The organism is Psychrobacillus sp. FSL K6-1415, assembly GCF_038003185.1.
GTDB lineage: Bacteria > Bacillota > Bacilli > Bacillales_A > Planococcaceae > Psychrobacillus > Psychrobacillus psychrodurans.
Genome location: NZ_JBBOOQ010000001.1, coordinates 279,927 through 306,837 on the forward strand (window position 1 = coordinate 279,927; position 26,911 = coordinate 306,837).

Genomic DNA, 26,911 nt, shown 5'->3' on the forward strand with positions numbered 1-26,911 from the left:
TTGTAATCATACGTGAGGCTAGGTCATTTGGAAAATTTATAATTTTTATACAGAAGTATAAAAATTACTTATATAACTGTAAAAAAGCTCCCACCTCTTAACAAGGTGGGAACTCATTCACATTTTCTTCAATATTTTATTCACTGTATTCTGATTGCGTGCCGTGGATGTTATACCAAGTTTTCTCTCAAAGAAAGTATTTGTAAATTTAGTTTGATGATAGGTTTTCGATAGATTAATAATGATATTGCGGCGATTCCATACGATAAATTCATCATCCACAAGGTTTTCGAGGACAGCAAGCTGTTCATCCGACACATCTTTTTCTAAGAACATTACATATACCTGTTCTTTTAAGAAAATGGGATGCTGCTGAATCTCTTCAAACGCGTCCTTCGAACGGACAACAACTGGTATGTCAAAGCCATATGTTTCTCGAAGAGTATTCTGCAACTGAAGCACGTCATAAGTTTTATTATCAAATATAACATTCCCAGTTTGTATATAAGTCCGTACATTTTCATAACCCATCTCTTCAAAAAGTAGCTTCAATGACTTCATGTCCACTTTATTTTTAGCACCGAGATTAATACCACGCAGTAAAGCAACAAATGACAATATCCTCACTCCCCAAATTTCACATACTTTTATATTATCGTAAGAGTAAGAGAAACAAAATCTATAAACGGAGCCACAACATATTCGAACAGCTTAAAACTAACACAACTAAAAATAAGCTAACTAATGCAAAGTCTACTTTCCCGATGGTAATCACATGAAAATAACTACTTCTTCGATCACCAGTGAAACCTCTCGCTTCCATTGCAAACGCTGCACGCTCTGCTTTTCGTACAGCTCCTGCAAGCATAGGAATCAAAATACGTCGTATGCCAAATAATCTTTGCAACGCATTTTTTTCCTTGGTAGCACCTCTTATTCGATGGGCCTGCCTAATTTGCACAAATTCATCTTTCAAGACGGGCAAAAATTGGTATCCAACCATCACTCCGTAAGCAATTTTGGGTGAGAGCTTTAATTGTTGCATAAGACTTAAAATGAATGTCACTGGATTCGTCGTTAAAGCGAATAATAAGGACAAGCTGGAAAATGCCATCACCCGAAAACTTAAAGATAGAGCATGATTCAATTGTGTTTGGGTAACGTGCAAATTCCAAATGGACCATACAACAGGACCGGATTGATCTTCTGCGAACACAAGTGTAGTCCAAAAATAACCGAAAGCAGTAACAAAAAAAGGAAGCATAAACAACAACCATTTTTTCCAGTTGATCTGGGTGAACAACAATTGTAGCATTAGTACGCCGATCCAAAAAACAAGTGGCGTCCAAGGATCGAAGAAGAATGCCATCGTAAACATACAAATTGTAATTGCCAAAAATTTAATCGAAGGATTCATCTTATGCAAAGCATTCTTCATGACCTATCACTCCTTTCGGGCGGAGTAGGTGATGATCCATTAACAATTTCCTGTCTTCCCATACAGCTTCAGCGTTAAACTTTCCAGTCAATTGGCCATCTTTCATCAATAAAACCGAGTCTGCTAAATAATGAGCAAACTCCATATCATGCGTAACGATTAAAAATGTGGTACCTTCACGCGCACGCTCATCGATTAAATGGAATAATTCGAACAAAGCTGCTGAGTCCTGGCCAGAAGTTGGTTCATCCATTAGAATAATTTCTCTGCCATCACAAAGCATTGCTGCAATAGCCACTCGTCGCTTTTGTCCATGACTTACTGAAAATGGATGGGAATCCGCAATAGGTAACAGCTGCAATCTAGTCATCATTTCCATTGAACTATTTCCACCACCAAAACTAACTTCATCTAACACATTTTGTGTGAGAAATAAAAACTCAGGAGATTGAGGGACATATCCTAAATTTAAAGGTACTACAGTCCCTGTAGAAGGAATTAGCTGACATAATGCTTTCAACAAAGTAGATTTTCCGCTACCATTTGGTCCGGCAAGTACAGTTACTTCTCCATGATTTAATGTGAAAGTAGTTTCTTTCAAAAAAGGCATTGCCTGTACTTTACTAACGACTAGCGAATTATTTTCTTGTGTACTGCTTACTCGTTTTTCTAATTTAGAAGTTACTTTGCCATTATGCAAGGGAATATTTCTTTCGAAAAAGTCCCCCCATAAATCCAATCGATGCTCAATAGCTATAATTGTCATCGTTCTTTTTTGTTGTAAATTATCTAACCACTCCACATACTTTTTGGCTGTGAAAGGGTCTAAATGGGAGAGTGGTTCATCTAGTAACAGAATTTCTGGCTCCATTATAAGTGCACATGCAGTGGCAATACGTTGCTTTTGACCACCAGAAAGTTTTTGTATGATTGCATGGCGAAACTCAGTTAAATCGGTTAGAGTCAGTACGTCAGAAATTCTTTTCTCCATTTCATCGCGTTTAGTATGCAAATTTTCAAGTGTAAAAGCAAGTTCTTCTTCAACTGTTTGCATGCAAAATTGTGCATCAGGGTCTTGAAAGACTGTCGCTATGCGATGGTTTATTTCCCCGGGAATAAAGGAAAGGCTATCTTTCCCAAAAAGTTTTATTGAACCAGACAAAATACCATCGCAATTATCCGGATACAATCGATTGCATAAATACAGTAAAGTCGTTTTCCCACATCCACTTGGACCAGTGATGACTATACGTTCCCCTCGCAAAACAGTAAACGAAAGACCCTCCAGTATCCATTTTTCCTCGTCAGGATAACGAAAACTTACTTTTTCAAATTCGATAACTTCATGCACGAACTTCACCTTTTTTCGATCGAGAAATGGCATATCCACGAAGAGAACCAGTTGCTAGTAGACCATCTGCTACTGCTTTTCCACCGACACCGGCAAGCAAAGCACCACTTACTATACGAATTCCAAGCATTAATGCAACATAACCCGTGCTGAACACTGTAAATCCACCTAGAAAGTATCCATAAGCAAAACTAAAGATTGACGATCCAACACCAGCAAGCATTAGAACCCATAAATCAAAGCGTTTATATCGTGTAGCAGCGAAAACTGCTTCAGCACCTAGGCCTTGGATAACTCCTGAAAGTATTAAGCGGGGTCCTACAGCATTACCTAATAATACTTCAATCGCAGCAGCAATCGTCTCGGAAACGACTGCTGCACCAGGTTTGCGGATAATATACATACAAATAATTGATACTATAAACCAAATTCCGAAAATCCATTCATACGCAATTGGACCGATGAACCCAGCCCAAATATTGCCGACATGCAAGAACAATAGATAAACAATACCAAAGACAACCGCGAACAAGGACATTAGTACAATCTCTTTTAACTTCCATGATTTCAGCATATCAGCGACCTCCGTGAGAAGGGCTATTAAGACTCATAGAAACTGTCATGACCAAATGCTTATGTTTTTCTGAGCGTGCATTCGTGAATGCTTCTTCATAAAATGCAAACACATCGTGTATATCACCATGAATACCACTTGCATAGTGCATCGATTCATTGAATACACCTTGTTCTTTAGCACGATCTACTTCACGATAAATAACGTCCATGTAATTGGGATTATTCATCGGATATAGCGCAAATTGAGAGGAAACATATTGTTTTGTAATATCTGTGTTGGCGATTATATCACCCTTATCTAGATAGGCATCTCCAGAAGAGTCACCTGGGCAACCAGCAGAGAAAGTGCCAGATAAAGCAACATGTACACCTGTTTTAGCTGCATGTAAAGTTAGAGCTTTTGCTACATTAAACACGTGCACTTGTTTCCCGCGAATGACTGTCGACACATCATCCGTATGCATCCACACATTCGACGTATCCGTCTCCTTCAAAGCTTCTTTAATTACCTTAATAAAATCATTGTTCATCGGATGTAACGAAAAACGAAATCCGATGATTGGGCTTAATCCACATTCCATTTGTAAAACCTCCTAAATTTTTTCATAAAAAAAGGCCACATCCGTGAAGATGCAGTCACTAATCCAATACAAAAATATTAGGAAAGTCACCGCACTTCCTCACGCAGGTATTATCCTGATCGAGTAATAAGGGATCGGAGCTAAAAAGCTCTCATCACAGCCAAAGTGGGCACCCCTAGTGCAGAAAACGGTATGTAGTTTTTTAAAAGACTAGAAAATATGTGCTGTTACGCATATCTATCTAGTTCAGCACCTAAATCGCTTGAGACACTTCAGAATTTCACCAAGCCATAAGGACGTCTTTACGTGAATTTCTATCCAGAGCCTGCTTCTGCGCAAAGCTTATCGCAAAAGAACATTGTTGAAGCTAACATAGGTGCTCGCACTTTTCTTATGTGCCCAAAGTATAACGTAGCTATTAAAAGATGTAAATATGTTTGCAAAATTTCGTACTTTCGTCCATGATTTGGTTAATACAACAAAGGGGGAAGAAGTTATGGACAATATATACATTACACGTAAACTACCTGAAGAAATCGTCGAGCCTTTAAGGGCGAAATTTGATGTACATATGTGGCATAGCGAAAGTATTGCGATGACATATGAAGAAATAAAAATAAATGCTAAAGGTGCACATGCTTTATGGACGATGCTATCTGATAATATCGATCGTGCACTAATTGAAAGTCTGTCAAATTTAAAAGTAATCAGTAATTTTGCTGTTGGCTATAACAATATAGATGTGGAAGCTGCAAAAGAACACGGTATTATCGTAACTAATACGCCGGGTGTATTAACAGAGACAACAGCAGACTTAACATTTGCTTTATTGTTAGCGACGGCTCGAAGAATAACAGAAGTAGAACAAGAAATTCGTTCAGGTAATTGGACGTCCTGGTCGCCAATGCAATATACAGGCATGGATATTTTCGGTGCAACGCTTGGTATTGTTGGGATGGGTCGCATAGGAGAAGCAGTTGCAAGGCGTGCAAAAGGCTTTGACATGAATGTGTTATATCATAATCGTTCTAGAAAACTAGAAGCGGAAGAAACGTATGGTTTTACTTATGCTGAATTAGACGACTTACTAAAGCAATCTGATTTTGTTATATTGCTAACTCCACTAACTCCAGAAACAAAAGGACTTATAAGTGAACGTGAACTCAATCTGATGAAGAATACTGCAACAATTATTAATGTCGCACGAGGTGGCATTGTAGATGAACAAGCTCTATTTAACGCATTAACTTCTAAAAAAATATGGGCTGCTGGGCTTGATGTATTTGAACAAGAACCTGTGCCGTTAGATCATCCTTTGTTGACATTACCTAACGTAACTGTATTGCCTCATATTGGCAGTGCTAGTATTCGAACTCGTCAAGCAATGATGGAATTGAACGCAAAAGATATAGAAGCAGTGTTAGAAAACAGAGAGCCTCAGAATAGAATTGTATAATACTTAAGCGGTGGTCCTATAATTTAGTGACCACTTTTTTTATTAATTTATCAAACCAATTATCTCTCATTTATAGAAATTACATTTAATATCCCTTCCTAAAAGTAGAAAATTCAATAAACCCCAGATTGATTCATAATACCTACAAAAAATATCTTAAATTACACAATAAATACCATAACTCTATAACTAATAGTCTGTAAATCCGATTCTTATTATTCGAAATTATTGAATAATATACCGTTTTTAACCATATCTTATTTGCTTCACTTCATAAACTCTAGTAACATGGGAACTCATAAAATAGACGTACCAGAATTTTGGAAATTTGGGAGCATAGTTCTATAATAATATTCAAAATTCAAATGATTAAACTTGAGAAAAAAGGGTATGTATTGGAGGGTAGGACTATGTGTCTATTTTAATAAATAGAGAAAAGGGGAAAAATAATGAGGAAAATTATGTTGTTTATTTCTTTGTGTGCATTTTTAGTACTTGGTGCATGTAGTAGTGAATCTAGCACAGACAGTATTGAAGTGATTAAATTTGCAGATGCCGGTTGGGATAGTATACGTGTTCACAATAGTATAGCCCAATTAATCGTCGAAGAAGGTTATGGCTATGAAACCGAGGTTACAAGTGGAACTACCGCAGCTACGTTGCAATCACTTGAACAAGGGGACATCAATGTTTATATGGAGATATGGACAGATAATACAAAGGAGATTTATGAAAAAGCAATTGATAGTGGAAACATTGTGAAGTTAGCAACTAATTTCAATGATAATACGCAAGGACTATATGTTCCAACTTACGTGATAAAAGGGGATAAAGAAAGAGGGATTGAAGCAGTTGCACCTGATTTGAAAACTGTCCAAGACCTAGAGAAATATCCAGATATTTTCCAAGACCCTGAAGACAACACCAAAGGTAGAATAATTGGTGCGCCTTCTAGCTGGGCTGTAAGTGAACACTTGGAGACGAAACTTGAAACATATGGCCTTGACGCGAACTACAATTACTTAGCACCTGGATCTGACTCTGCAATAGTAGCAGATTTAGCGGGAGCATATAAAAAGGGTGAACCATGGGTAGGGTATTACTGGTCGCCAACATGGGTAACAGCTAGTTATGACTTAACATTACTTGAGGATACTCCTTATGATGCAGCGACTTGGGAAGAATCTAAAGGAACTGAATTTCCTCCGAATGATGTTGTAATCGCAGTACACAAAGATTTTCCAACGCAAGCAAAAGACGTAACTGATTTCTTAAGCAAATATGAAACTAGTAATGCTCTAACAGAAGAAGCATTAAAATATATGAATGAAAACGAAGTAGAAGCAGATGAAGCCGCACAGTGGTGGATGAATGAGCATGAAGATATTTGGACTACTTGGGTGTCTGAAGAAGTTGCAGAAAAAGTGAAAGCAGCTTTGAAGTAATGGTTCATGATCATAGTAATTTAACCATAAAAAGTGAGGTGTATGCGACTGTTCTTTTTGATACAGTCCAAAATGTATGACAGAATTTCCTGAAGTAAGAATTCCAATTGGAGATGTAGTAGAAAATTTCATTGACTTTTTAGCGATGAATTTTGAAGCATTCTTTGATTTTGTCTTTGTTATATCTTCTTCCATGATTAAGGGGCTAGAAGCAGGTCTTCTAGCAATCCCATGGTGGATTTTTATCATAATTATCTTTCTTTTAGGGTGGTACTTTACAAATTTATATGGAGGACTTCTTTTTGGCCTCTTTATATTCCTAATAGGTACATTCGATTTGTGGCCCGAAACAATGACCACTATATCCATTGTATTAATCTCAGTTATACTTTCTCTTGTAATTGGGATTCCATTAGGAGTTGGGACTGCATTTAGTAAAACAATGTCGACAATAATGAGACCTGTTTTGGATGCAATGCAAACAATGCCTAGCTTTGTCTATTTAATACCAGTAATATTCTTTTTCCCTCTAGGAAATGTTCCAGCGGTTATTGCTACTATTATTTATGCACTTCCACCAGTTATTCGATTGACTGAGCTAGGAATTCGTAATGTAGATAAAGAAGTAGTAGAATCTGCACAATCCTTTGGTTCTTCTACGTCCCAAATGTTAATGAAAGTACAATTGCCCCAAGCTTTGCCTACTATTATGGCTGGTGTAAACCAAACGACAATGATGGCACTATCGATGGCAGTTGTCGGATCCATGGTTGGTGCCCAAGGTCTTGGTGAACGTGTACTATACGCCATAAATCGAATTGATATTTCGCTAGGGTTTGAAGCAGGGATTAGTATTGTATTCCTAGCAATTATTATTGACCGAATTACAGGAGGAATTGCAAACCGCCTTCAGAAACATAGGAGGGATGGAGCATGACAGTAAAACTTAAGGTTGAAAATGTATCTAAAATCTTTGGACCAAGAACTAAAAAAGTCATCACTATGATTGAAAAGGGTGTTCCAAAGGATGAAATTCTAGCAAAAACGGGGCACACTGTAGGTGTCTATAATGCCTCCATGGAAATTATGGAGGGTGAGACCTTTGTCATCATGGGACTTTCGGGAAGCGGAAAGTCAACGTTAATTCGTTGCCTAAATTTGTTGAACAAACCAACCTATGGAGCTATTTATGTCGATGGAGAAAATATAGTCGGATATAATAAAAACCAATTAAAATATTTTCGTCAGAAAAAAATTGCCATGGTATTTCAACACTTTGGATTATTTAGCCATAGAACTGTATTGGAAAATATTGAATATGGCTTGGAAATACGAGGAATGTCAAAAACAGAACGTCGAGAAATTGCCCAAAAGCATTTAGAGACGGTTGGCCTAAAAGGATATGAAAATCAGTATCCTGATGAATTATCTGGTGGAATGCGCCAGCGAGTAGGAATTGCCAGAGCACTCGCTAATGATCCGGATATTTTACTGATGGATGAGCCATTTAGTGCGTTGGATCCTTTAATTCGACGCGAAATGCAATTAGAGCTGCTTGATATTCAAAATAAATTACAAAAGACAATTATCTTCATTACACATGATGTAAATGAAGCATTTAAAATTGGTGACCGTGTAGCGGTGATGAAGGATGGAAAAGTAGAACAAATTGGCACACCGGAAGAAATTTTGGAAAAACCGGCTAGCAACTACATTTCGGAATTTATTCGGGATATTGATCGCTCTAAAATTCTTCAGGCAGAGCATATCATGTCCAAACCATATGGCTTAGTCTCCTTAAAGGATGGACTTAATGTAGCTATCCAAGTTATGCGAGAAAGTGGTATCTCAAGTGCTTTCGTTACAGATCGCAAACGCCAGCTGCAAGGAATTGTAACGGTTGACCAAGCAATTGATGGTCTGAAAGAGAAAAAAACATTACAAGAAGTCATGTCCACAGAAGTTAAAACCGTACAACCTGATGAATATGTTCAAGATATTATACCGTACGTATTAGACTCGAAATATCCAATCGTCGTTACGGATGAAGAACAAACCATTAAGGGAATCATACTGAGGGTTCATGTATTAGCAAGTCTAATTAGTGAGAGTAACAATGAACAAAACGAAGCACAGAAACTTTAACTAGTTTCTGTGTTTTTTTTTAGAAATTTTAAATGTTAACAGGCGGAAGCTACTTGCTATTACGAGGCCAGTCTTCTCATTATTTAAAGCATAGATGATCATGTTGCAAACTGTTTTTCAGTATTCTTTATTCCTCTTAAATAGGTATATTTGGTTATTATAAAAATGATAATTTTTTAAAATTTTGCTTAATTTATGACTAAGGAATAGATGTGATATAGTCTAAAGGATAGAGAGGGGTGGAGAATATATTCAATATTAATAACAATAGTCCTGTGAATAATTCATATATGGAGATAAATGGTGAATATTCCGGGTTAATAGTATTATTTTCAATAGTTATTGCAGTGGTGGCATCCTATACAGCACTGTCATTGAATAAACGAGCGAAAGAAAATAGTTTTTTTCATAAGAATTTCTGGTTATTGCTAGCCTCTCTCAGTTTAGGATTTGGTATATGGTCTATGCATTTTGTAGGGATGGGGGCTTTTTCGTTACCGGTAAATATGAGTTACAATAATATTATTACGCTAATTTCAATTATCCCAGCTATGCTAGCATCTTTTATAGCTTTCTATTTGGCGAATCTTCCACAACGAAACTTTTGGTCTTATACTTTCGCTGGGATTGCAATGGGGACAGGAATTTCCTCTATGCATTATATAGGAATGTATGCAATGGAAATGGATGTTGTTTATACTTATGATCCTTTACTGTTTGTAACCTCTATTTGTATTGCCATATTTGTTTCTATAATTGCAGTCTACATTTTTTCAACTGTCCAATCCTATAAAATAAATTATATAATTCAGCTTTTAATATCCTTGATCATGGGTTTGGCTATTTCAAGTATGCATTACACGGGCATGGCTGCTATGAACTTTTATATTCCAGAGGGGTATGAATTACACTTAGTTCATTCTCATATGACAGAAATGTATGGACTAGCAGTTATTGTGACAGTGGGAATGGCTATGCTTTTGGGTATATTATTACTATCGAGTTTGATAGACCGTTACATCCAGTACAGAGCAAATTATTATGATGCATTAACTCAATTACCAAATCGTCGATTGTTTGAGAAAAAACTTCAATCACCTAAAGTTTTAGCGGTTTGGCATATACATGATTTAGAATATATTAATAGACAGTTTGACTATTCCTTCGGCGATGATGTGATTCTTGCTTTAGTACATCTTTTCAAGTCTAGAACACCGTCAAAAACAGAGATTTATCGAATTGAGGGGCATCGCATTGCTCTACTAACTAGGGATGTGGATAGTTCAAAACAACTAATAGTGGCTTTGAAGGAAATATCAGATGTTCTCCGTCAACCTATACTCGTAAAGGATCAAGAAGTTTTTTCATATGGCGTATGTGCAATATCTGAGACAGATCATTTGGGTGATGCTTCTAATATTTACACAAATGTTCTAGCAGTTCTAAACTATCCATCCATTACGTACAATCATGATATTGTTTACTATGACTCTAATATTCATACGTATACATTTGAACGCGAAATAGCAGAAGACATAAACCGAGCTATGAGAGATGATGAATTGTTTCTTGTTTACCAGCCGAAGGTTCGTTTAAATTCACAAAACATTGTAGGGCTTGAAACATTATTAAGATGGGACCATCCGAAGTATGGAGTTCTATCACCAGCTGTTTTTATTCCTATTTTAGAGGAATATCATCGTATGATTAAAGTGACGGATTGGATAATAGACAGAGTGTGTCAACAAATAGCTAACTGGAAACAACAGGATATTTCCTTTCAGCAAATTGCTATTAATATACCAGGCGAGTATGTAACTTCACCGCTACTATTAAAGGTATTAACACAGAAACTGAATGACTATGGTCTGGAACCATCGAAAATAGAATTAGAAATAACAGAGAATAGCTTTGTTGAGAATATGGAAGAAGCTATGCGTGCGGTAGGAGCATTTAGAAGAGAAGGCTTCTCTGTCGCATTAGACGACTTTGGTACCGGAGTATCATCACTTTCTTATTTAAAGCAAATGCCGATATCAACCTTAAAAGTAGATAAATCTTTTATAGATGATGTGCCGACCTCGGCTAAAGATTCAGCTATTATCCAAGCTATTGTTACATTAGGTGAATCTTTAGACTTAAATGTAGTCATCGAAGGAGTAGAAACAAAGGAGCAAGTAAATTTCTTAACGAACACTAGTAAAAATCCAATTTTTCAGGGATATTATTTTGCAAAACCGATGAAACCTCATGACCTTATCAAGTGGTATCTAGAAACCAGAATGGAAGATTGAAATCTTTCCATTTCTGGTTTTTTTAGATGAAGTGTATACAAAACCCAAAATAAATAGGTTTTGATCTAAAAGGACCGGGGATGTCATTTTCTTGGTTTTTCTTACAAGATAAGAAAGTATATAAAAATGTCCAGTAAACACCGGGTTTTCGACACTTTCAAGAATAATAATCCTCGTTTATATAGCTGATCCAGTTTCGAATTACCAGTTTTGTACATAAAAACAGGGAAGTGATACTATAAAAGTATAGGAGGTGCTATTGAAATGTCTGAGCAAAACCCTATTTCAAAAATCGATATGAAAGCTCTTATCCCTTTAATCAGTAAGGAATTCAAAAAATACTTTACCAAAAATATTAAAGCTTTATATCATTATACAAATTTAGAAGGAGCGCAGGGAATAATTAGCAATAAAACCTTTTGGGCTTCGCATATAAAGTTTATGAATGACTCGAAAGAATATAGTCATGGGTTAGAGGTTTGTGAAAGTATCGTACAAAAGCTCATTCAAGAATTACCGGTAGAAAATCCTAGAAGAGCTTATTTAGAAGAAGTTTTTACGATTCTAGAAGAACAGGATACGGATATTTTTGTAGTGTCATTTTGTGAAAGTGGAGACCTACTAAGTCAGTGGCGAGGATATAGCAGAAGTCAGCATGGAATCTCTATTGGCTTTGACTTTTCATCCTTATTTGATGTTTCTTTTCATTTAAGTGAAGAAAACTTTTTTCCTAGAAAGGTCATATACGATCATAAGCTACAAGAAAGAATTATTCGCAGAATTATAAACGTCTCGCTCCTTAGCTTAGAGCTAAGTGGAGTGAAACCACAGTTCTCTCCAAAGGAAGTGGCAAGAACGATTGGATACTTTCTCCCACTGTTTAAACATGCTACTTTTTCAGAGGAAAAGGAATGGCGAATTATTGTGACGAACTCCAAGAGTATGTCGTATCAGCATGAACTCAAATTCCGTGCACGAGATAATATTATTTTGCCATATATTGAGTTAGAGACGCATAACAAAGTACTTCAAAATGACAATAGGCTTCCTGTCAATCAAATCATTATCGGTCCTTCCGGAACCAATGAATTCACAGCAAGAAGTATCAATTATTATTTGAAAAATGTAGGATACCCAACTGTTCCTATTAAACTATCGCATATTCCTTATCGATAATAAGAAAAACTAAAGCGTCTATACTAGCCCTGAACATTGTTGAACAGCTGACAAGTATGTAGCAGATTCTTTTTTTATAACAAAGTGAAACCTATTACAATGTAAAAGCGTAAAAATGTTATTAAAATCAAAGGAGAATGTATATGTCATTTTTCAATAAAGTATTAGCAAGTGTAGGGGTTGGCGGGGCTAAAGTAGACACGAAACTAGAAAAATCAGAGTTTACTGCTGGAGAAATCATGCAGGGTGTAGTGGAAGTCAGTGGCGGAAATTTAGAACAACAGATTGATGCGATTTACTTAACGGTAAATACAACATATATTCGTGAATCGAATGATCGAAAATACACGGATGTAGCGGCCATTCAAAAATTTAAAGTTACTGAGCCCTTTACAATTGAAGCAAATGAAAAGAAAATAATTCCCTTTTCGCTAACGCTTCCTGAAGATGCACCAGTCACTTATGGTAACACCCGTGTATGGGTTAGCACAGGGTTAGATATCAAAAATAGTGTAGACCCTACAGATAAAGATTATATTAACGTACGGCCAACAAAACTAGCTACACATATTTTAGAAGCGATTGAACAACTTGGATTTAAATTACGGAAAGTTGAATGTGAGAAAGCCTCTTATAAATTAGGCAGTCAATATCCATTTGTACAAGAATTTGAATTTGTTCCGGTCAGCGGTGCCTATAGATCAAAACTTGATGAGCTGGAAATCCTATTTCTGTCCCAGTCCTCCCAATCAGCTGACATTTTAATGCAGGTTGACCGAAGAGCAAGAGGGCTAGGTGGACTGTTAGCAGAGGCATTTGAAATGGACGAGAAATTCATTCGATTAACGATCAATGCACAAGACATACCGACTATTAAAGACAAACTACAACGATCAATTGGGATATAGCACTTTATTCCTCCTAACTGCATATAAAATAATAGCACCTCTAACTATTTCAAATGGTTGGGGGTGTTTTTTGATAGTAACTAAGGGCTTAACAGGCTGAAGCCGTGACCACGGAAAGCGTCCGCTCGGAGCGGAAACCAACGGGATGTCTAGGTTTCTATTAAAAAAGAACGAGTGTTTTTTTGCCTGTATTGAGGTTTCTTGACTTGTTTTCAAATACATTGACACTTTAACTAACCAATGGTTATAATATAACCATTGGTTAGTTAAAGTGAAATGAGGTTGCATAACATGAAGAGTAAACAGGAGCAACGTTCAGAAGAAACGAAAAAGTTAATATTGGATTCTGCGGCAAACTTATTTGCGAAAAAGGGGTATGATGCAGTAACAATACGAGAAATTGCAAAGGATGCTGGCTGTTCACATACAGCGATTTATTTATATTTTAAAGACAAAGAAACATTACTTCACCAGCTATCTTTGCCGCCATTGCACGAACTACATCAAAAATTGCAGGATATCTCAAAGGGAGATTCAATATCATCGGAAAGTAAGCTTAAAGAAATAAGTTTAGAATATATTTTCTTTTGTTTAAAAAACCGTAATATGTATGATATTTTTTTCAATGCAAAATCCTCTAGGGTGGATGAAAAGCCTGAATTACAAATCAATCAACTTCGAATATCGATATTTGAACTATTGAAATCTACTATTCAAGAAAATCTCTCCATTTCAAATGAGGAACAGCTTTTAGCATTTTCTCGAATTTTTTATTACCAACTGAATGGAGTATTAAGTACATACTCCTATCAGCATGAACCGCTCGATGTACTAATGGAAAGATTGATACCGACGTTTAACCTTTCGATAGAAGTTTTGCTTATAGGCTTTCAAGAAAAATTAAAGTAAGGGGCAATGACGATGAAGGTGAAAAAGATTTCTGAGCATATATGGAGTTTGAAAACATGGATGATCATTCCTATTCATGTATGGGTAGTAGCTGAAAAGGAAGGCATCACATTAATAGATGCAGGAATGCCGATGATGACAAAAGGAATCATTAACTTTATGGAACAACTAAACGTCGGTCCTTTACAGAGAATCCTTCTAACACATGGACATTCAGATCATGTCGGGGCAGTAAAGGGAATTTTGAAAAAGTATGAAGTCCCAGTGTATGCACATCCAGTAGAAATCCCCTATATGCAGGGTGATGTCGTTTACCCAAAACGTAAAAAGTTGGAGAATAATCTTCCGAAAACAATTGTTAGTCCTTTATTAGAGGACGGCCTAACAAAACTAAAGAAAATGGGGGCACTTACCCCGTATTTCACCCCTGGTCATTCCCCAGGTCATGTCGTGTATTACCATGAACAGGACCAAGTATTGTTAGCTGGTGATTTGTTCACTTCTAAAAAAGGAAAGCTTAAGCAGCCTATGGCTACTTTCACTGCAGACATGGAGCAGGCTGTAGCAAGTGCTAGTATAATAAGCCAACTAAATCCAAAACAACTAGAAGTATGTCACGGAAATACTGTGTTTCAACCTTCCGATCAACTAGAGGAATACGTAAAAAGTATGGAGAGAAAGCTAGGAGGTCAGTAGGTATGATGGTATTCAAATATATAGTATTTGGATTATTTTTTGCTATGGAACTTTTTGCGCTTGGTGCTTTTTCTTACTGGGGCTTTCACATGAACAAAGGCTGGTTCATCAATACTGTATTTGGAATAGGAACACCACTATTAGTTGCAATATTTTGGGGGATTTTCATTGCTCCGAAAGCTACTTTCGCGGTGACTATTCCTATTCGAATATTGCTTCAAATAATAGTATTTGCACTTGCAACCACTGCACTATTTGTGGCAGGAAAAAGTAAACTAGCAATTATTTTTGGTTTTGTTGTTTTAATAGAAATGATTTTAATGTACTCCATAGAGGAATGAAAATATTTAAAGGCCAAAACTATTATGTTGTGGTCTTTTTTAGGTTCCATGGTCTCGTATGTCTGGCACGTCGAACGTAACTGTTGCAAGTGTAAAGAAGAAGGAAATATTGGAAGTCCTGTAGAATTAAAGAACATATAATAGAAGAAAAGAGTGAGTTATTATTTGGTGGAATGGTGAATTTGTTGAAAGTGTAATGGTTCTTATTGGATGGATAATAATTGGATTAATAGCCTCACGTTTATATAAAAGGCAATTAGAAAAGCCTGTGTTTTGGAAAGTAATCATAATTATTCTCGCAGGTTTTTTTACGTTTTCAATTAAATTGGATGTTTTTGGTCATGTAGCACAGATTTCTATTCTTCCTCTTGGAGTATGGATATTATATGCGTTGTTAAGTAAAAATAAAGAAACCTGGCAAAAGTACCGAATGTTTGCATGGTTGGGATTTGGGGCTAATTTTATTTTATTAATACTCTTTTTGGTTGGAGTACTGATAAATTATCTACTTTATCCGCCAGTTGACCCAAGTACATATATTTCAAATGTGGAGGATGCCTATATTATTAATACGCATCCAACGGCACACGAAAGCACTATTCTTAAAGAAAACGCAATAGACTTAATACAAGGTGCTAAGCAACAAAATTACTTCAGTGATAGTTGGTACAACGAGACAGTCATGGAACAAGATAAAACAACTGAACGCTTTCCTTATATGCTAGCGAATACTCTTCCAAAATGGGGAAGTGGGCTTCATACTACTGTTTATATAGAGGAAAAGGGTAAAGGAATATTAATAACTACACAGGATAAGCAATACTATTTTCAGACGGAGCATCCCTTGTTAGAGGAGGGGAATAAATGAAGAAGCCAAAATTACTTGTCTTTATAGTAATTGGTACTATTATAGTTTTTGTTAGTTTCTGGTACTACACTTCGAAACCAACCTCGTTTCCTACGGACAATCAACTAATTGAAGAGATGAGTAATAGTTTTTCGATAGTTTCTAATAGTGTAATTCAAGATACTGTTTTTTTAGATGATCGCCACGTGTTTGTTCCCTTTATTGCAGAGCATGAAATGTATGGGTTTAGTTTATGGGAGTGGAGCAATCGTAAATGGCATGAGGTTTTTGTATCGACAGATGGGGATATACGAGTTTGGAAGATAAATAGTAAGGACCCGACAACTTACCATGCTATTTGGAACTACCCACCTCAAGATCAAGTGAATTATATGAAGTTCTACTTAATAAATAAAAGAGGATTTGAAGTTAATTATGGTGAAGTACACTACGAACCAGGTGTGCAACTAGAGCAAGAGATTACCTTATCAGAGAATCTTTATGGAAGTATGAAACTTTCTAAGGAGTGGGCTTCTGTAATTAATTCGTTAAACGTTTCTCCAACAGCCGCACCGTATTATTTTGGTTGGAACACATACAATAGCTCGGATCAAATTACGTATCCTGAAGGAAATGAAAATGGACGTTCTTCCTCAGGGGGAGGTACACATATTGAGTTTACCCATTTCTTAGAGCAATCTGAACTAGACTAGAATTTGTAATGAATAAAATTAGAATAAAACACACTAATGCAAGCGCTTGCATAATTATTGCGGAAAGATTAAAATAACTCTATTAAGTTACATTTAGGGCGGTGGAAAAATGGGCGAACAAATGAATCCTTGGTGGAAAAAAAGTGTTGTTTATCAAATATATCCAAGAAGCTTTATGGATTCGAATGGTGATGGTGTTGGAGATATTCAAGGGATTATCTCCAAGTTAGATTACATTGAAAGGCTAGGTATAGATGTTATTTGGTTAAGCCCTGTCTATGATTCCCCAAATGATGACAATGGCTATGATATTCGAAACTATCGTACGATTATGCAGGAATTTGGGACAATGGAAGATATGGAAAAGCTCATAGAGGAAGCCAAGAAACGAGGAATTCGTATTGTGATGGATTTAGTTGTTAACCACAGTTCTGATGAGCACGAATGGTTTGTGGAGTCGAGAGCTTCCAAAGATTCTAAGTATCGAGATTACTATATTTGGAGAGATGGGAAGGCTGATCATCCGCCTAATAATTGGGAATCCGTTTTTTCAGGTTCTGCTTGGGAGAAAGATGAGCAGACGGATTCCTATTATCTTCATTTGTTCTCCAAGAAGCAGCCAGATTTAAATTGGGAGCATGAGCCTCTTAGGGAGGACGTGTACCAACTCATGATTTATTGGCTAGAAAAAGGGATTGGTGGCTTCCGCATGGATGTCATTAACTTTATCTCGAAGGATATGAGGCTACCTGATGGTGCTGTTCAACCAAACAAATTATATGGAGATGGAAGCCCGTATTTCATGAATGGACCGAAAATACACTCTTACTTGAGAGAGATGAATGACAAAGTGTTGAGTAAATATGATGTGGTCACTGTTGGAGAAATGCCTGGAGCAACAACCGAAGATGCGTGTATTTACACTAATCCAGACAATAACGAAGTAAATATGGTATTTACATTTGAACATATGGATTTAGATAGTGGACCAAATGGAAAGTGGGACGTTCAACCATTAAAGCTAATTGAGTTAAAAAGAAATTTAGAAAAATGGCAGCATGGTCTTCATAAAGTGGGCTGGAATAGCTTATATTGGAACAACCATGATCAACCACGGGTTGTGTCGCGTTTTGGTAACGATGGAAAATACCGGGAGCTTTCTGCTAAAATGTTAGCGATTTGTCTACATATGCTACAAGGCACCCCGTATATTTACCAAGGGGAAGAGCTTGGAATGACAAATGTGGAATTCCCGAGTCTGGACGATTACCGAGATATTGAAACATTGAATATGTATAAAGAAAAGATGGAGCAGGGAATTTTGCATGACGAAATTATGTCTAGTATTTATGGAAAAGGTCGGGACAATGCAAGAACTCCTATGCAATGGACACCAGATGGAGGTTTTACGACAGGTGCTCCGTGGATCCGAATGAACCCCAATACAAAAGAGATAAACGTCGAACAAGCTATAAATGATTCTTCTTCTATTTTTTATACGTATCAAAAGCTAATAAAACTCAGAAAGCAGCACGATATTATTACAAATGGTAGCTTTCAACTTTTACTTGCTAATCATCCAAACTTGTTTGTTTATAAAAGGCAGTCTGCTGATGAAGAGTGGTTAGTTGTTACAAACTTTTCTGGTCAAACTGAACAACTAGAATGGGAAATCTGTGACGTGCCATCAAAATCACTTGGACTCATTATATCGAACTATGATAAGGTACAGATAAATGAAAAAATAGTAGAAATTCGTCCATATGAAGCCTTTGTGGTCGCTTATAAAAAGGAGATAGAGAATTGAAAAAAGTACTGGGAGTAGACATTGGGGGAACGAAAATACGAATGGGTGTCGTAAATGAACAGGGTGAAGTTCTAGTTGATAAAACGATACCAACTCTGTTGCCTTTATATCCTTACTTAGAGGAACAGGTTCTTGCTATGATGAACGATGTTCCCGACATAGCTGGAGTGGGCATTGGAACTAGAGGGATGGTAGATGCAGCGACGGGGGTCATCACGTTTGAAAAAGAAATGCCAGGATGGCAAGGGACGCCCGTAAAAGCATTACTTGAAGCCGCAACAGGGCTCCCCGTGGAGATAAATAATGATGCCAATTGTGCTGCTCTAGCAGAAGCTAGACTTGGTGCAGCAGCAGGATTCAATCAAGTAGTTTGTCTAACAGTCGGAACAAAACTGGGAGGGGGCATAGTACTTGATGGAAAAGTGATGAATGGGAAAAACGGTGGTGGTGGCGAGGTTGGTCACTTAATATTATATCCAAATGGTATAGTATGCGGTTGTGGCAGACCTGGCTGTAGTGAAGAGTATGTATCTGGAACAGCTATCAAGAGACTTATCCAAGAGGGAAATGTTATCAATGCGGAAACCAATGAATTGGCGAAGCCTCATGATGTATTCCGTTTAGCTGCCAATGGGCATGCCGGAGCAATAGCGGTTCGAGAGCGTTTCCTTTCTGACTTTGCGATTGTTATCTCTAGTCTTCAAGCAGTCCTCGATATGGATTGTGTTGTTATAGGAGGTGGAGTATCTGACTCTGCTGATTTCTGGTGGGAAGAGCTTCTAGCAAAAGTTGAACCATTGAAGCTAAAACCCGTTCAAGTGAGCCGTGCAACTTTTGGCAATGAAGCAGGAATGCTAGGAGCAGCGATGCTTGTAATAGATTCAACAAAATAAGTAAAAAAGTGTGCATATATCATGCACACTTTTTTTGTTTATAAAAAGCTGTAAAAAAATGCAAATAATCTTTTTTTTTTACTTGCATTAAAAAAGGTTAGAGCATATAATAATATTAACAGTTAACTAATTGTTAATTAAAAAGAAAAAGTCATAAAAAATATTAACATAAGTTTGCAACAAGACAGAAGGGCAGGTAGAAATAATGGGAGAATACAAGACGGAAGAAGAAATGCTGGAGAATTACGATACAAACAAATATGAAACACCAGGAGGTTACACTAGCGATATTGCCGTATTTACTATCATTTCAACTGAATTAGAAAAACACAAACCACCAGTAAAAGAATTGAAGCTGATGTTGATACAGCGAGCAGTGAAGGATGCAGAGGGAGAACCCAATGTAGAAGGCGGTAAGTGGGCATTACCAGGCGGATTTGTTCAACCAGATGAAACTGCATTTGAGGCAGCCTCGAGAGAGTTGGAAGAAGAGACTGGAGTAACAGAACTCAAGATAAAACACTTCGGCACGTACGACAAACCTGGTCGTGACAAACGCGCTTGGATTATCTCCAATGCGCATTACGCTATCGTACCTGAAGATCAATTAATCAAACGAAAAGCAGCAGACGATGCATCAGATGTTCAATTATTCACGTTAGAAGAAATTGACAAGTTGGATCTTGCTTTCGACCATGAACAAATAATCAGTGATGCAATTTGGATTATTAAAAAAGACATGGCCCTCACTACATTAGCAAAGAACTTTTTACCAAGTGAATTCGTGTTGTCGGAATTACAAGGCGTATTATTAACTGTATTAGATGACGCATGGATTAAACTAGACGCTCAATTTTTTAGAAAAGCACCGTCTTTACCATTTATAGAAAAAGTAATGGTCAAAGGGGAGTTAAAAAAATCAAATAGATGGTCGAAAAACAAGGCACAGTTATATCAATTTACCGATTTCGATCCTTTCGTTTCCATCTATAACGCAAACTACTAAAAAGTTAATGATTAACAGTTAGGCAGTTAACAATGAATGAATGAAGGAGCGGATGAATGATGAAAAAAGCATTGATAAACATTGATTACACAGTGGATTTTGTTGCAGACAACGGTGCATTAACTTGTGGTAAACCGGGTCAGGACATTGAGGGAGCTATTGTAAAGGTAACCGAAGATTTTATATCGAATGGGGAATTCGTGGTGTTCGCTATAGATACACACCAAAAGGATGACAACTACCACCCTGAATCTAAGTTATTTCCCCCTCACAATATAGATGGAACCAAAGGCAGAGAGCTGTTTGGCAGACTCAAAGAGCTATACGAAAATAATAAAACTAATGCTCAAGTCTACTGGATAAACAAAACTAGGTATTCTGCGTTTGCTGGTACAGACCTAGAGTTAAAGCTTCGGGAAAGACAAATTACAGAAGTTCATCTTGTTGGTGTATGTACTGACATTTGTGTGCTTCATACGGCAGTGGACGCTTTTAACAAAGGGTTTAAAGTAGTCGTTTATAAAGATGCTGTCGCAAGCTTCAATCAGCTAGGTCACGAATGGGCTTTAGGTCATTTTCAAAATAGCATAGGTGCAGAGATCAGATAGAAAAAAGTAGCTGTTACTTAATGGTATTAAAATGAATTGGAGGGTTTAACATGACGAAAATTTATAAAGATGATGGCTTTGCATTACACACCGACCTGTACCAAATCAATATGGCAGAAACTTACTGGGAAGACAATATACACAACAGAAAAGCTGTTTTTGAAGTGTATTTTAGAAAACTACCATTCGGGAACGGATATGCGGTGTTTACCGGCCTTGAAAGAATTGTCGAATACATCTCTAACTTCCAGTTTACCAAGAGTGATATTGAGTACCTTCAATATGAACTAGGGTACGAAGAAGACTTTTTAGCGTATCTTCAAACGCTGAGATTCACTGGAACGATTCGTTCAATGAAAGAAGGAGAATTGGTCTTTCATAATGAGCCTATGCTACGTATCGAGGCTCCTTTAGCAGAAGGGCAATTGATTGAAACAGCTATACTAAACATTGTCAATTATCAAACGTTAATCGCCACAAAGGCTTCTCGAATGAAACAAGTGATTGGTGATCAAACCGCTATGGAATTCGGAACTAGACGCGCTCAAGAGATGGATGCAGCTATCTGGGGAACAAGAGCAGCCTTTATCGGAGGATTTGAAGCAACTAGTAACGTAAGAGCCGGGAAATTATTCGGTATTCCTGTATCCGGCACACACGCTCATTCAATGGTTCAAGCTTATCGAGATGAATATACCGCATTTCACAAGTATGCAAAAAGACATAAAGATTGCACCTTCCTAGTGGATACCTATGACACATTAAAATCAGGGGTTCCTACTGCTATTAAAGTAGCAAAGGAGCTAGGGGATAAGATCAACTTCAAAGCGATTCGACTCGACAGTGGTGACTTGGCTTATTTATCAAAAGAAGCTAGAAAGATGTTAGACAGTGCTGGTTTTGAACAAACAAAAATCGTAGCATCTAATGATTTGGATGAGTATACTATTTCTCAATTAAAGCATCAAGGAGCTAAAATTGATGCATGGGGAATCGGTACTAAATTAATTACTGCCTATGATCAAGCTGCATTAGGAGCAGTTTACAAACTGGTATCCATTGAAGATGATCATGGGGAAATGGTAGATACCATTAAGATTTCAGGGAACCCAGAGAAAGTTACCACACCTGGACTTAAAAAGGTCTACCGCATTATCAATTTGACTAGTAATAAGTCAGAAGGTGATTACATCGCTATGGATGATGAAAAACCAGAACAAGAAGAAAAATTGAAAATGTTCCATCCGGTTCATACGTATATCAGTAAGTTCGTGACAAATTATGTAGCAAAAGAACTTCACCACGATATATTTATTGACGGTAAACTGGTGTACGAATTGCCTGGAATCTTAGAGATCCAACAGGACGTAAAAGAAAACCTATTGTTCCTATGGGATGAATATAAACGCCTTCTAAATCCTGAGGAATACCCAGTCGATTTAAGCCAAAAATGTTGGGATAACAAAATGGCTAATATTGAACAGGTGAAAGAAAAAGTAGAAGAGTTGAGAACGCGATAAAATTATGGCGACTTGAATAATATATGCTTTAGCGTGTCTGTCTCCTTCACATGAAAGAAGCTTTTCAGTTCTATAGAGAACTTATGGATAAACAGCACAACTAATTTTGAATACTTGGAGGAAACCGTATGGCTAAAATAGGGATTTACGGGTCATCTTTCGACCCTATTACAAATGTACATCTTTTTACGGCGAGCACCATAGCGAATCGTTGCAAGTTAGATAAGGTCATTTTTTTACCTTGCTCCAACAAAAGAAAAGACAAAACGATGAAAACAGAGGATGAACATAGGTGGAATATGCTGGAAAAGGCTATTGAATCAGACGAAAAATTCATTTTAGATGATTTTGAAATGAAGCAAGATGCATGGAAAATATCTACCTACGAGACGATGGAGCATTTAAAGAAAATATATCCAGAGGATGATTTATATTTCATTATGGGAGCAGACTTATTAGTAGATATCGGGGATGGTAAGTGGGGTAACGCAGACAAATTGGTGAGTCAAAATAAGTTCATTGTCATGGCTAGAGATGGTATTGATATGTTGAAAGCTATAAGTAGTTCTCCTTTGCTACGCAATAACGACGATGGAAGCACTTTTCACTTAATTGATAAGGGTATCGCCATGGAAATCAGTTCTACCTATATTCGTGATGAATTTGCTATAGGTGGGGAAGCGAAATACCTCTTACCGACAAGTTGCTATAACTACATTAAAGAGAATGAACTTTATGGTTGGAAAAATTCGACCGTGGAAAATTAGATAAAAATAATTTTATAAGGTAGGGCTATGTTGAGGTACGTGGTTACTTTGTACAGAAAAATGAGCTTGATGAAACATTTCCGAGTTCATTTTTTCTTTACTTACTAAAGCATGTAGATACTCTTATTTTCAAGTGCCTTCTTGACTGATTCAAGAGCGTGAATTAATTCTGAGGAAAGAAAATATTTTATGCAGTGAAATAATAAGTGTTTATTAAATATAGAAGCAGAATAGCTCACGAAATTGTATCTTCGAGAGCTCCTACTCTGTGAATAGGAAAGTATCTTTTCTCTAGTTATCCAAAAATGCACTTGCCTGTTTCTAAGATTTGTAGGAGAGTGACGGACAGACAAACCCCATAAGATGACCGATAAAAGGGATGCTGGTTTGATGTCATCATCAACCAGCATCCCTAAAAATTCACTCAGTTATAATACAGCAAGTCTGTCCACTGCCTTCTGAAAACGATAGAAACAGATTTCATCTTTTTGACCATTTTTTCTTGTATAGTAACAGAAAGGGGGGGTTAAGTATTGGTTCCCCCTACCAACCATTAATAACCTGGTTTTTTAAGGATTTTGAAGATATTATTCTTGTAATCTTCCACACCGGGTTGATCAAATGGATTAATATCTAATAAATATGCACTATAGGCACAAGAAATCATATAGAAGTACAACAAATGACCAATATGCTCTTCGTCGATTTGCTCGATGGACAAGGAAACCTGTGGAACCCCGCCAGCTAAGTGAGCGCTAGCAGTTGCTTCATGGCAGGCGTGGTTGAACTTGTGAAGTGTTAATCCACTTAAATAGTTTAATTCGTCGCCGTCGTTCTCTGCTTCAAAAACAGTTAGGTCTTCATTCGTATTTTCGATAGTTAAAAAAGTTTCGAATAACATGCGTTTTCCGTCTTGAATGTATTGTCCTAATGAATGCAAGTCCGTCGAATAGACAACGGATGCTGGGAAAATCCCTTTACCATCTTTGCCTTCACTTTCACCGAACAATTGCTTCCACCATTCTTGGATATAGCGAAGTTTTTCATCAAAGGTAGCCATAATCTCAACTGGGTATCCTGCATCATATAAATGTTTGCGGATAATAGCATACTGAATAGCGCTATTGGTTTTTGTATCTACTGTACTGAATTCCTGTTCCGCATTTCTAGCCCCGGCAATTAATTTATCGATGTTATAGCCTGCTGCTGCAATAGGTAGTAAACCAACAGCAGTAAATACTGAATATCTTCCTCCTATGTCATTTGGCACGACATAGCGCTTATATCCCTTTTCTATCGCAAGTGATAGAAGTGCACCTTTTTCTTCATCAGTTGTCACGATAATACGAGATGTTGCCTGATCTCCATAGCGTTTTTCCATGTATTGCTGTAAAAATCGGAATGCTAAGGCTGGCTCAGTTGTTTTACCTGACTTAGAAATGACATTTAATGATACTTCTTTTCCATCTAAGTAAGACATCAGTTGCTTCAAATATTCCCCACTAACCATATGACCAGCGAAAACAACTTCCAAACCTTCTTTTTTCTCAAATGGTGATGATAGTGCTTCTATTACTGCTTTGGATCCTAAGTATGATCCACCAATTCCAATAACGACTAGCACATCCGAATTAGAACATACTTGTTCGGCTGTTTTTTGGATATCTTGTAGAAAATCGGTACTCATACTACTCGGCCAATCAACCCAGCCTAAAAACTCTGCCCCGGTTGCTGATTTTGTATGTATCCCCTGTTGAATTGCCTCTAATCTATTCGTAACTTCTGGTGTTACAAGTTGTGTAAAGTCCCCTGAAAAATTAACATTAATGTTCATAAGCATCCCCTTTGTATTCCTATGTTTTATAGGACTAATTTTACCATTAAATAGTTAAAAAAACGAGAACTGGGAAATAGAAGTTTTGCTCAGTTTATAAACAAAGTCCCCAAACAGTTATTGCTTATGTTTGGGGATAGTTCTAGTTATTGAATTATATTATCGTAAACCAATCCATCATTATCTAAACTAACCAGCTTTAAATGGTTGGACTTTTTTACAAACACACTCTTGTAACCTTTTTGTCCTTCTTCATCCTCAAAGTAAATGACGCGTGTTCCATTATTATCGCTTTCTATATCTGCCTCATATGTAGACAAATCAATATATTGAGCCAATAAATCATACTCGGGAAGATCATTTAACGCATCATTTACTTCCTTTACTATTGGTATTTTTTTTGATTCGGTATCAGTGGATGCATCATCTGAACATCCCACTAATAAGGTTACTCCTAAGAGTGCAGTAAATAGTTTTTTCATAGGAATGACTCCTTTAGTTCGAGTGTATTAATGAAATTAACGTTCACCGCGGTCACTTAGTGGATATTGATTTAATCGATTCTCTACATCTTTCGCACGTATTGATTCACCAGTGCCTTCTAAATTATCTCCATCATAAGATGAGTCTGATTGGGTTTTGGCATATTCATCGTAAACGGTGCCGTAATTCTTATCCACATAAAGGAGAATACCTCCATTTTTCAATTCACTGTAATAGCGTTCAGAATCCTCATCACTAAATCCCATTTGACTAAAAGCTGCTCGTACAGGCTCATCCCCGGTTAAAAATGCCTTGAATTTATCTAACCAGCTGCCCCCAGCAGACTCCAGCTCCACGCCTGTTTGTCCACGGACAATCGAAAGCGATTCCTTGTGATTTGTTACGACATAAATATCTTCTTCTACATAACCTTCTAGTTTAAGTTCGTTGATTTTATCTAGTACTTCCTGTTCTGTTAGAAATGATCCCACAAACTTTTTATGTGCCATTTGTTTATACCTCCATATGTTATTTAGTATTATGTTTAATTTACCCATTAGAGTCTGCCGTAAACAAAAGTCGGTAAATGTTAAAAGAAAGCTCTATTTATTGATGTTTTAAATATAGTTGCACTAAATAATTGCAATTATATTTAACTATTATTATACTAAAACTATAACGTTATGGTTTGGAGTGATCTAATTGGGATCGAAAAACTGAAAATTGGTGAATTAGCAGAGAAAACAGGTATTACTAGACGTACTATTGATTATTATACGACGCTCGGTTTGTTAGAAGCTGAACGTTCTGCTTCGAATTATCGTTACTATCCTTTAGAAACGATTGAGAAATTACGAATAATTGAAGAAAAAAAATCTTCAGGTATGTCTCTGGAAGCTATCAAAAAACAGTTTGAAAAGGAACAAATAGAAGAAGTAGATATTCAGGAGCTACGCTTACAGATGCAGTATTTGGAAAAAGAAGTTTCTCATTTGCTTGAGCAAATTAATACAGAAGAAGAAACTACACAACACAATATCAAACAAAAGATCTCAACTGAAAGCGTTGCTCTTATGCAATCTTTACTTCTACTTATCACATAGGAGGTGAAGTCTTA

27 protein-coding genes and 1 riboswitch are annotated in these 26,911 nt (G+C 36.9%); of the genes, 19 read left to right on the forward strand and 8 right to left on the reverse strand.

The window, feature by feature from the left end:
• Positions 1–117: 117 nt before the first annotated feature.
• The 5 genes from MKY60_RS01405 to MKY60_RS01425 form a co-directional block, all read right to left on the reverse strand.
• A complete protein-coding gene (locus tag MKY60_RS01405; protein ID WP_269915764.1) occupies positions 118–618 on the reverse strand; it encodes a DUF1697 domain-containing protein in 501 nt (166 codons plus the stop codon).
• Between the two features lie 61 nt (positions 619–679).
• The gene (locus tag MKY60_RS01410; protein WP_340928302.1) at positions 680–1,438 is read right to left on the reverse strand and encodes an energy-coupling factor transporter transmembrane component T family protein; all 759 of its coding nucleotides are present in this window, start codon (positions 1,436–1,438) and stop codon (positions 680–682) included.
• Positions 1,419–2,789, reverse strand: a complete 1,371-nt coding sequence (locus tag MKY60_RS01415) for an ABC transporter ATP-binding protein (RefSeq protein ID WP_340928306.1) — start codon at positions 2,787–2,789, stop codon at positions 1,419–1,421. The genes MKY60_RS01410 and MKY60_RS01415 overlap by 20 nt, the downstream gene beginning before the upstream one ends.
• A complete protein-coding gene (locus MKY60_RS01420; RefSeq protein ID WP_090569861.1) occupies positions 2,782–3,363 on the reverse strand; it encodes an ECF transporter S component in 582 nt (193 codons plus the stop codon). Before MKY60_RS01420 ends, MKY60_RS01415 begins: the two co-directional genes overlap by 8 nt.
• A 1-nt stretch (position 3,364) precedes the next feature.
• The gene (locus MKY60_RS01425; RefSeq protein ID WP_241597863.1) at positions 3,365–3,946 is read right to left on the reverse strand and encodes a Ykof family thiamine-binding protein; all 582 of its coding nucleotides are present in this window, start codon (positions 3,944–3,946) and stop codon (positions 3,365–3,367) included.
• A gap of 79 nt (positions 3,947–4,025) precedes the next feature.
• Positions 4,026–4,133: riboswitch (TPP riboswitch) on the reverse strand.
• A 309-nt stretch (positions 4,134–4,442) separates the two neighbouring features.
• Between MKY60_RS01425 and MKY60_RS01430 the strand changes: the two genes are divergently transcribed.
• From MKY60_RS01430 to nadD, 18 genes are all read left to right on the forward strand, one after another.
• On the forward strand, positions 4,443–5,402 hold the full coding sequence (locus tag MKY60_RS01430; RefSeq protein ID WP_340928310.1) for a 2-hydroxyacid dehydrogenase: 960 nt from the start codon (positions 4,443–4,445) through the stop codon (positions 5,400–5,402).
• A gap of 449 nt (positions 5,403–5,851) precedes the next feature.
• Positions 5,852–6,847 (forward strand): ABC transporter substrate-binding protein, encoded by a 996-nt coding sequence (locus tag MKY60_RS01435; protein WP_241597857.1) that lies wholly within the window; start codon positions 5,852–5,854, stop codon positions 6,845–6,847.
• A gap of 76 nt (positions 6,848–6,923) precedes the next feature.
• A complete protein-coding gene (locus tag MKY60_RS01440) occupies positions 6,924–7,784 on the forward strand; it encodes an ABC transporter permease (protein WP_241597854.1) in 861 nt (286 codons plus the stop codon).
• Positions 7,781–8,992 (forward strand): quaternary amine ABC transporter ATP-binding protein, encoded by a 1,212-nt coding sequence (locus MKY60_RS01445; RefSeq protein ID WP_340928314.1) that lies wholly within the window; start codon positions 7,781–7,783, stop codon positions 8,990–8,992. Before MKY60_RS01440 ends, MKY60_RS01445 begins: the two co-directional genes overlap by 4 nt.
• A gap of 239 nt (positions 8,993–9,231) precedes the next feature.
• On the forward strand, positions 9,232–11,286 hold the full coding sequence (locus tag MKY60_RS01450) for a bifunctional diguanylate cyclase/phosphodiesterase (protein ID WP_340928316.1): 2,055 nt from the start codon (positions 9,232–9,234) through the stop codon (positions 11,284–11,286).
• A 264-nt stretch (positions 11,287–11,550) separates the two neighbouring features.
• Positions 11,551–12,462, forward strand: coding sequence for a DUF2971 domain-containing protein (locus MKY60_RS01455; RefSeq protein WP_090569850.1), 912 nt, complete (start codon positions 11,551–11,553; stop codon positions 12,460–12,462).
• Between the two features lie 143 nt (positions 12,463–12,605).
• Complete coding sequence (locus tag MKY60_RS01460; protein ID WP_241597839.1) at positions 12,606–13,370, forward strand: sporulation protein; 765 nt, start codon at positions 12,606–12,608, stop codon at positions 13,368–13,370.
• A 291-nt stretch (positions 13,371–13,661) separates the two neighbouring features.
• The gene (locus MKY60_RS01465; RefSeq protein WP_241597838.1) at positions 13,662–14,279 is read left to right on the forward strand and encodes a TetR/AcrR family transcriptional regulator; all 618 of its coding nucleotides are present in this window, start codon (positions 13,662–13,664) and stop codon (positions 14,277–14,279) included.
• Between the two features lie 12 nt (positions 14,280–14,291).
• Complete coding sequence (locus MKY60_RS01470; RefSeq protein WP_093495288.1) at positions 14,292–14,975, forward strand: MBL fold metallo-hydrolase; 684 nt, start codon at positions 14,292–14,294, stop codon at positions 14,973–14,975.
• A 2-nt stretch (positions 14,976–14,977) separates the two neighbouring features.
• A complete protein-coding gene (locus MKY60_RS01475; RefSeq protein ID WP_340928320.1) occupies positions 14,978–15,316 on the forward strand; it encodes a YrdB family protein in 339 nt (112 codons plus the stop codon).
• Between the two features lie 196 nt (positions 15,317–15,512).
• Positions 15,513–16,184: a hypothetical protein gene (locus MKY60_RS01480; protein ID WP_340928322.1), complete on the forward strand. Its 672-nt coding sequence runs from the start codon at positions 15,513–15,515 to the stop codon at positions 16,182–16,184.
• Entirely contained in the window at positions 16,181–16,876 is a 696-nt protein-coding gene (locus tag MKY60_RS01485) for a hypothetical protein (RefSeq protein WP_340928324.1), read from the forward strand. The genes MKY60_RS01480 and MKY60_RS01485 overlap by 4 nt, the downstream gene beginning before the upstream one ends.
• Before the next feature lie 109 nt (positions 16,877–16,985).
• On the forward strand, positions 16,986–18,683 hold the full coding sequence (locus MKY60_RS01490; RefSeq protein ID WP_340928325.1) for a glycoside hydrolase family 13 protein: 1,698 nt from the start codon (positions 16,986–16,988) through the stop codon (positions 18,681–18,683).
• Positions 18,680–19,576, forward strand: coding sequence for an ROK family protein (locus MKY60_RS01495; RefSeq protein ID WP_340928327.1), 897 nt, complete (start codon positions 18,680–18,682; stop codon positions 19,574–19,576). The genes MKY60_RS01490 and MKY60_RS01495 overlap by 4 nt, the downstream gene beginning before the upstream one ends.
• A 205-nt stretch (positions 19,577–19,781) precedes the next feature.
• Positions 19,782–20,582: an NUDIX domain-containing protein gene (locus tag MKY60_RS01500; protein ID WP_093495282.1), complete on the forward strand. Its 801-nt coding sequence runs from the start codon at positions 19,782–19,784 to the stop codon at positions 20,580–20,582.
• A 59-nt stretch (positions 20,583–20,641) separates the two neighbouring features.
• Positions 20,642–21,190: a cysteine hydrolase family protein gene (locus MKY60_RS01505; RefSeq protein WP_093495424.1), complete on the forward strand. Its 549-nt coding sequence runs from the start codon at positions 20,642–20,644 to the stop codon at positions 21,188–21,190.
• Positions 21,191–21,240: 50 nt separating this feature from the next.
• The gene (locus MKY60_RS01510) at positions 21,241–22,710 is read left to right on the forward strand and encodes a nicotinate phosphoribosyltransferase (RefSeq protein WP_093495281.1); all 1,470 of its coding nucleotides are present in this window, start codon (positions 21,241–21,243) and stop codon (positions 22,708–22,710) included.
• 128 nt (positions 22,711–22,838) lie between these two features.
• Positions 22,839–23,477, forward strand: coding sequence for a nicotinate (nicotinamide) nucleotide adenylyltransferase (nadD, locus tag MKY60_RS01515; RefSeq protein ID WP_093495280.1), 639 nt, complete (start codon positions 22,839–22,841; stop codon positions 23,475–23,477).
• 553 nt (positions 23,478–24,030) lie between these two features.
• Here nadD and MKY60_RS01520 read toward each other — a convergent pair.
• The 3 genes from MKY60_RS01520 to MKY60_RS01530 form a co-directional block, all read right to left on the reverse strand.
• Positions 24,031–25,311, reverse strand: coding sequence for a glucose-6-phosphate isomerase (locus MKY60_RS01520; RefSeq protein ID WP_241597821.1), 1,281 nt, complete (start codon positions 25,309–25,311; stop codon positions 24,031–24,033).
• Between the two features lie 146 nt (positions 25,312–25,457).
• On the reverse strand, positions 25,458–25,793 hold the full coding sequence (locus MKY60_RS01525; RefSeq protein ID WP_241597820.1) for a hypothetical protein: 336 nt from the start codon (positions 25,791–25,793) through the stop codon (positions 25,458–25,460).
• Positions 25,794–25,829: 36 nt separating this feature from the next.
• Positions 25,830–26,303: a general stress protein gene (locus MKY60_RS01530; RefSeq protein ID WP_269915761.1), complete on the reverse strand. Its 474-nt coding sequence runs from the start codon at positions 26,301–26,303 to the stop codon at positions 25,830–25,832.
• 174 nt (positions 26,304–26,477) lie between these two features.
• Between MKY60_RS01530 and MKY60_RS01535 the strand changes: the two genes are divergently transcribed.
• Positions 26,478–26,897 carry a MerR family transcriptional regulator gene (locus MKY60_RS01535; protein WP_093495276.1) on the forward strand — a complete coding sequence of 140 codons (420 nt, stop codon included), beginning with the start codon at positions 26,478–26,480 and terminating at the stop codon, positions 26,895–26,897.
• Positions 26,898–26,911 lie beyond the last annotated feature (14 nt).

What these genes read in the sequence shown, in the direction of transcription:
- MKY60_RS01455 (WP_090569850.1), top strand. Translation starts at nt 11,551, where the DNA reads ATGTCTGAGCAAAACCCTATTTCAAAAATCGATATGAAAGCTCTTATC.
- MKY60_RS01420 (WP_090569861.1), bottom strand. Translation starts at nt 3,363, where the DNA reads ATGCTGAAATCATGGAAGTTAAAAGAGATTGTACTAATGTCCTTGTTC.
- MKY60_RS01530 (WP_269915761.1), bottom strand. Translation starts at nt 26,303, where the DNA reads ATGGCACATAAAAAGTTTGTGGGATCATTTCTAACAGAACAGGAAGTA.
- MKY60_RS01435 (WP_241597857.1), top strand. Translation starts at nt 5,852, where the DNA reads ATGAGGAAAATTATGTTGTTTATTTCTTTGTGTGCATTTTTAGTACTT.
- MKY60_RS01440 (WP_241597854.1), top strand. Translation starts at nt 6,924, where the DNA reads ATGACAGAATTTCCTGAAGTAAGAATTCCAATTGGAGATGTAGTAGAA.
- MKY60_RS01480 (WP_340928322.1), top strand. Translation starts at nt 15,513, where the DNA reads ATGGTTCTTATTGGATGGATAATAATTGGATTAATAGCCTCACGTTTA.
- MKY60_RS01425 (WP_241597863.1), bottom strand. Translation starts at nt 3,946, where the DNA reads ATGGAATGTGGATTAAGCCCAATCATCGGATTTCGTTTTTCGTTACAT.
- nadD (WP_093495280.1), top strand. Translation starts at nt 22,839, where the DNA reads ATGGCTAAAATAGGGATTTACGGGTCATCTTTCGACCCTATTACAAAT.
- MKY60_RS01535 (WP_093495276.1), top strand. Translation starts at nt 26,478, where the DNA reads ATGGTTTGGAGTGATCTAATTGGGATCGAAAAACTGAAAATTGGTGAA.
- MKY60_RS01525 (WP_241597820.1), bottom strand. Translation starts at nt 25,793, where the DNA reads ATGAAAAAACTATTTACTGCACTCTTAGGAGTAACCTTATTAGTGGGA.
- MKY60_RS01520 (WP_241597821.1), bottom strand. Translation starts at nt 25,311, where the DNA reads ATGAACATTAATGTTAATTTTTCAGGGGACTTTACACAACTTGTAACA.
- MKY60_RS01465 (WP_241597838.1), top strand. Translation starts at nt 13,662, where the DNA reads ATGAAGAGTAAACAGGAGCAACGTTCAGAAGAAACGAAAAAGTTAATA.
- MKY60_RS01485 (WP_340928324.1), top strand. Translation starts at nt 16,181, where the DNA reads ATGAAGAAGCCAAAATTACTTGTCTTTATAGTAATTGGTACTATTATA.
- MKY60_RS01430 (WP_340928310.1), top strand. Translation starts at nt 4,443, where the DNA reads ATGGACAATATATACATTACACGTAAACTACCTGAAGAAATCGTCGAG.
- MKY60_RS01460 (WP_241597839.1), top strand. Translation starts at nt 12,606, where the DNA reads ATGTCATTTTTCAATAAAGTATTAGCAAGTGTAGGGGTTGGCGGGGCT.
- MKY60_RS01470 (WP_093495288.1), top strand. Translation starts at nt 14,292, where the DNA reads ATGAAGGTGAAAAAGATTTCTGAGCATATATGGAGTTTGAAAACATGG.
- MKY60_RS01445 (WP_340928314.1), top strand. Translation starts at nt 7,781, where the DNA reads ATGACAGTAAAACTTAAGGTTGAAAATGTATCTAAAATCTTTGGACCA.
- MKY60_RS01505 (WP_093495424.1), top strand. Translation starts at nt 20,642, where the DNA reads ATGAAAAAAGCATTGATAAACATTGATTACACAGTGGATTTTGTTGCA.
- MKY60_RS01500 (WP_093495282.1), top strand. Translation starts at nt 19,782, where the DNA reads ATGGGAGAATACAAGACGGAAGAAGAAATGCTGGAGAATTACGATACA.
- MKY60_RS01475 (WP_340928320.1), top strand. Translation starts at nt 14,978, where the DNA reads ATGATGGTATTCAAATATATAGTATTTGGATTATTTTTTGCTATGGAA.
- MKY60_RS01410 (WP_340928302.1), bottom strand. Translation starts at nt 1,438, where the DNA reads ATGAAGAATGCTTTGCATAAGATGAATCCTTCGATTAAATTTTTGGCA.
- MKY60_RS01490 (WP_340928325.1), top strand. Translation starts at nt 16,986, where the DNA reads ATGGGCGAACAAATGAATCCTTGGTGGAAAAAAAGTGTTGTTTATCAA.
- MKY60_RS01510 (WP_093495281.1), top strand. Translation starts at nt 21,241, where the DNA reads ATGACGAAAATTTATAAAGATGATGGCTTTGCATTACACACCGACCTG.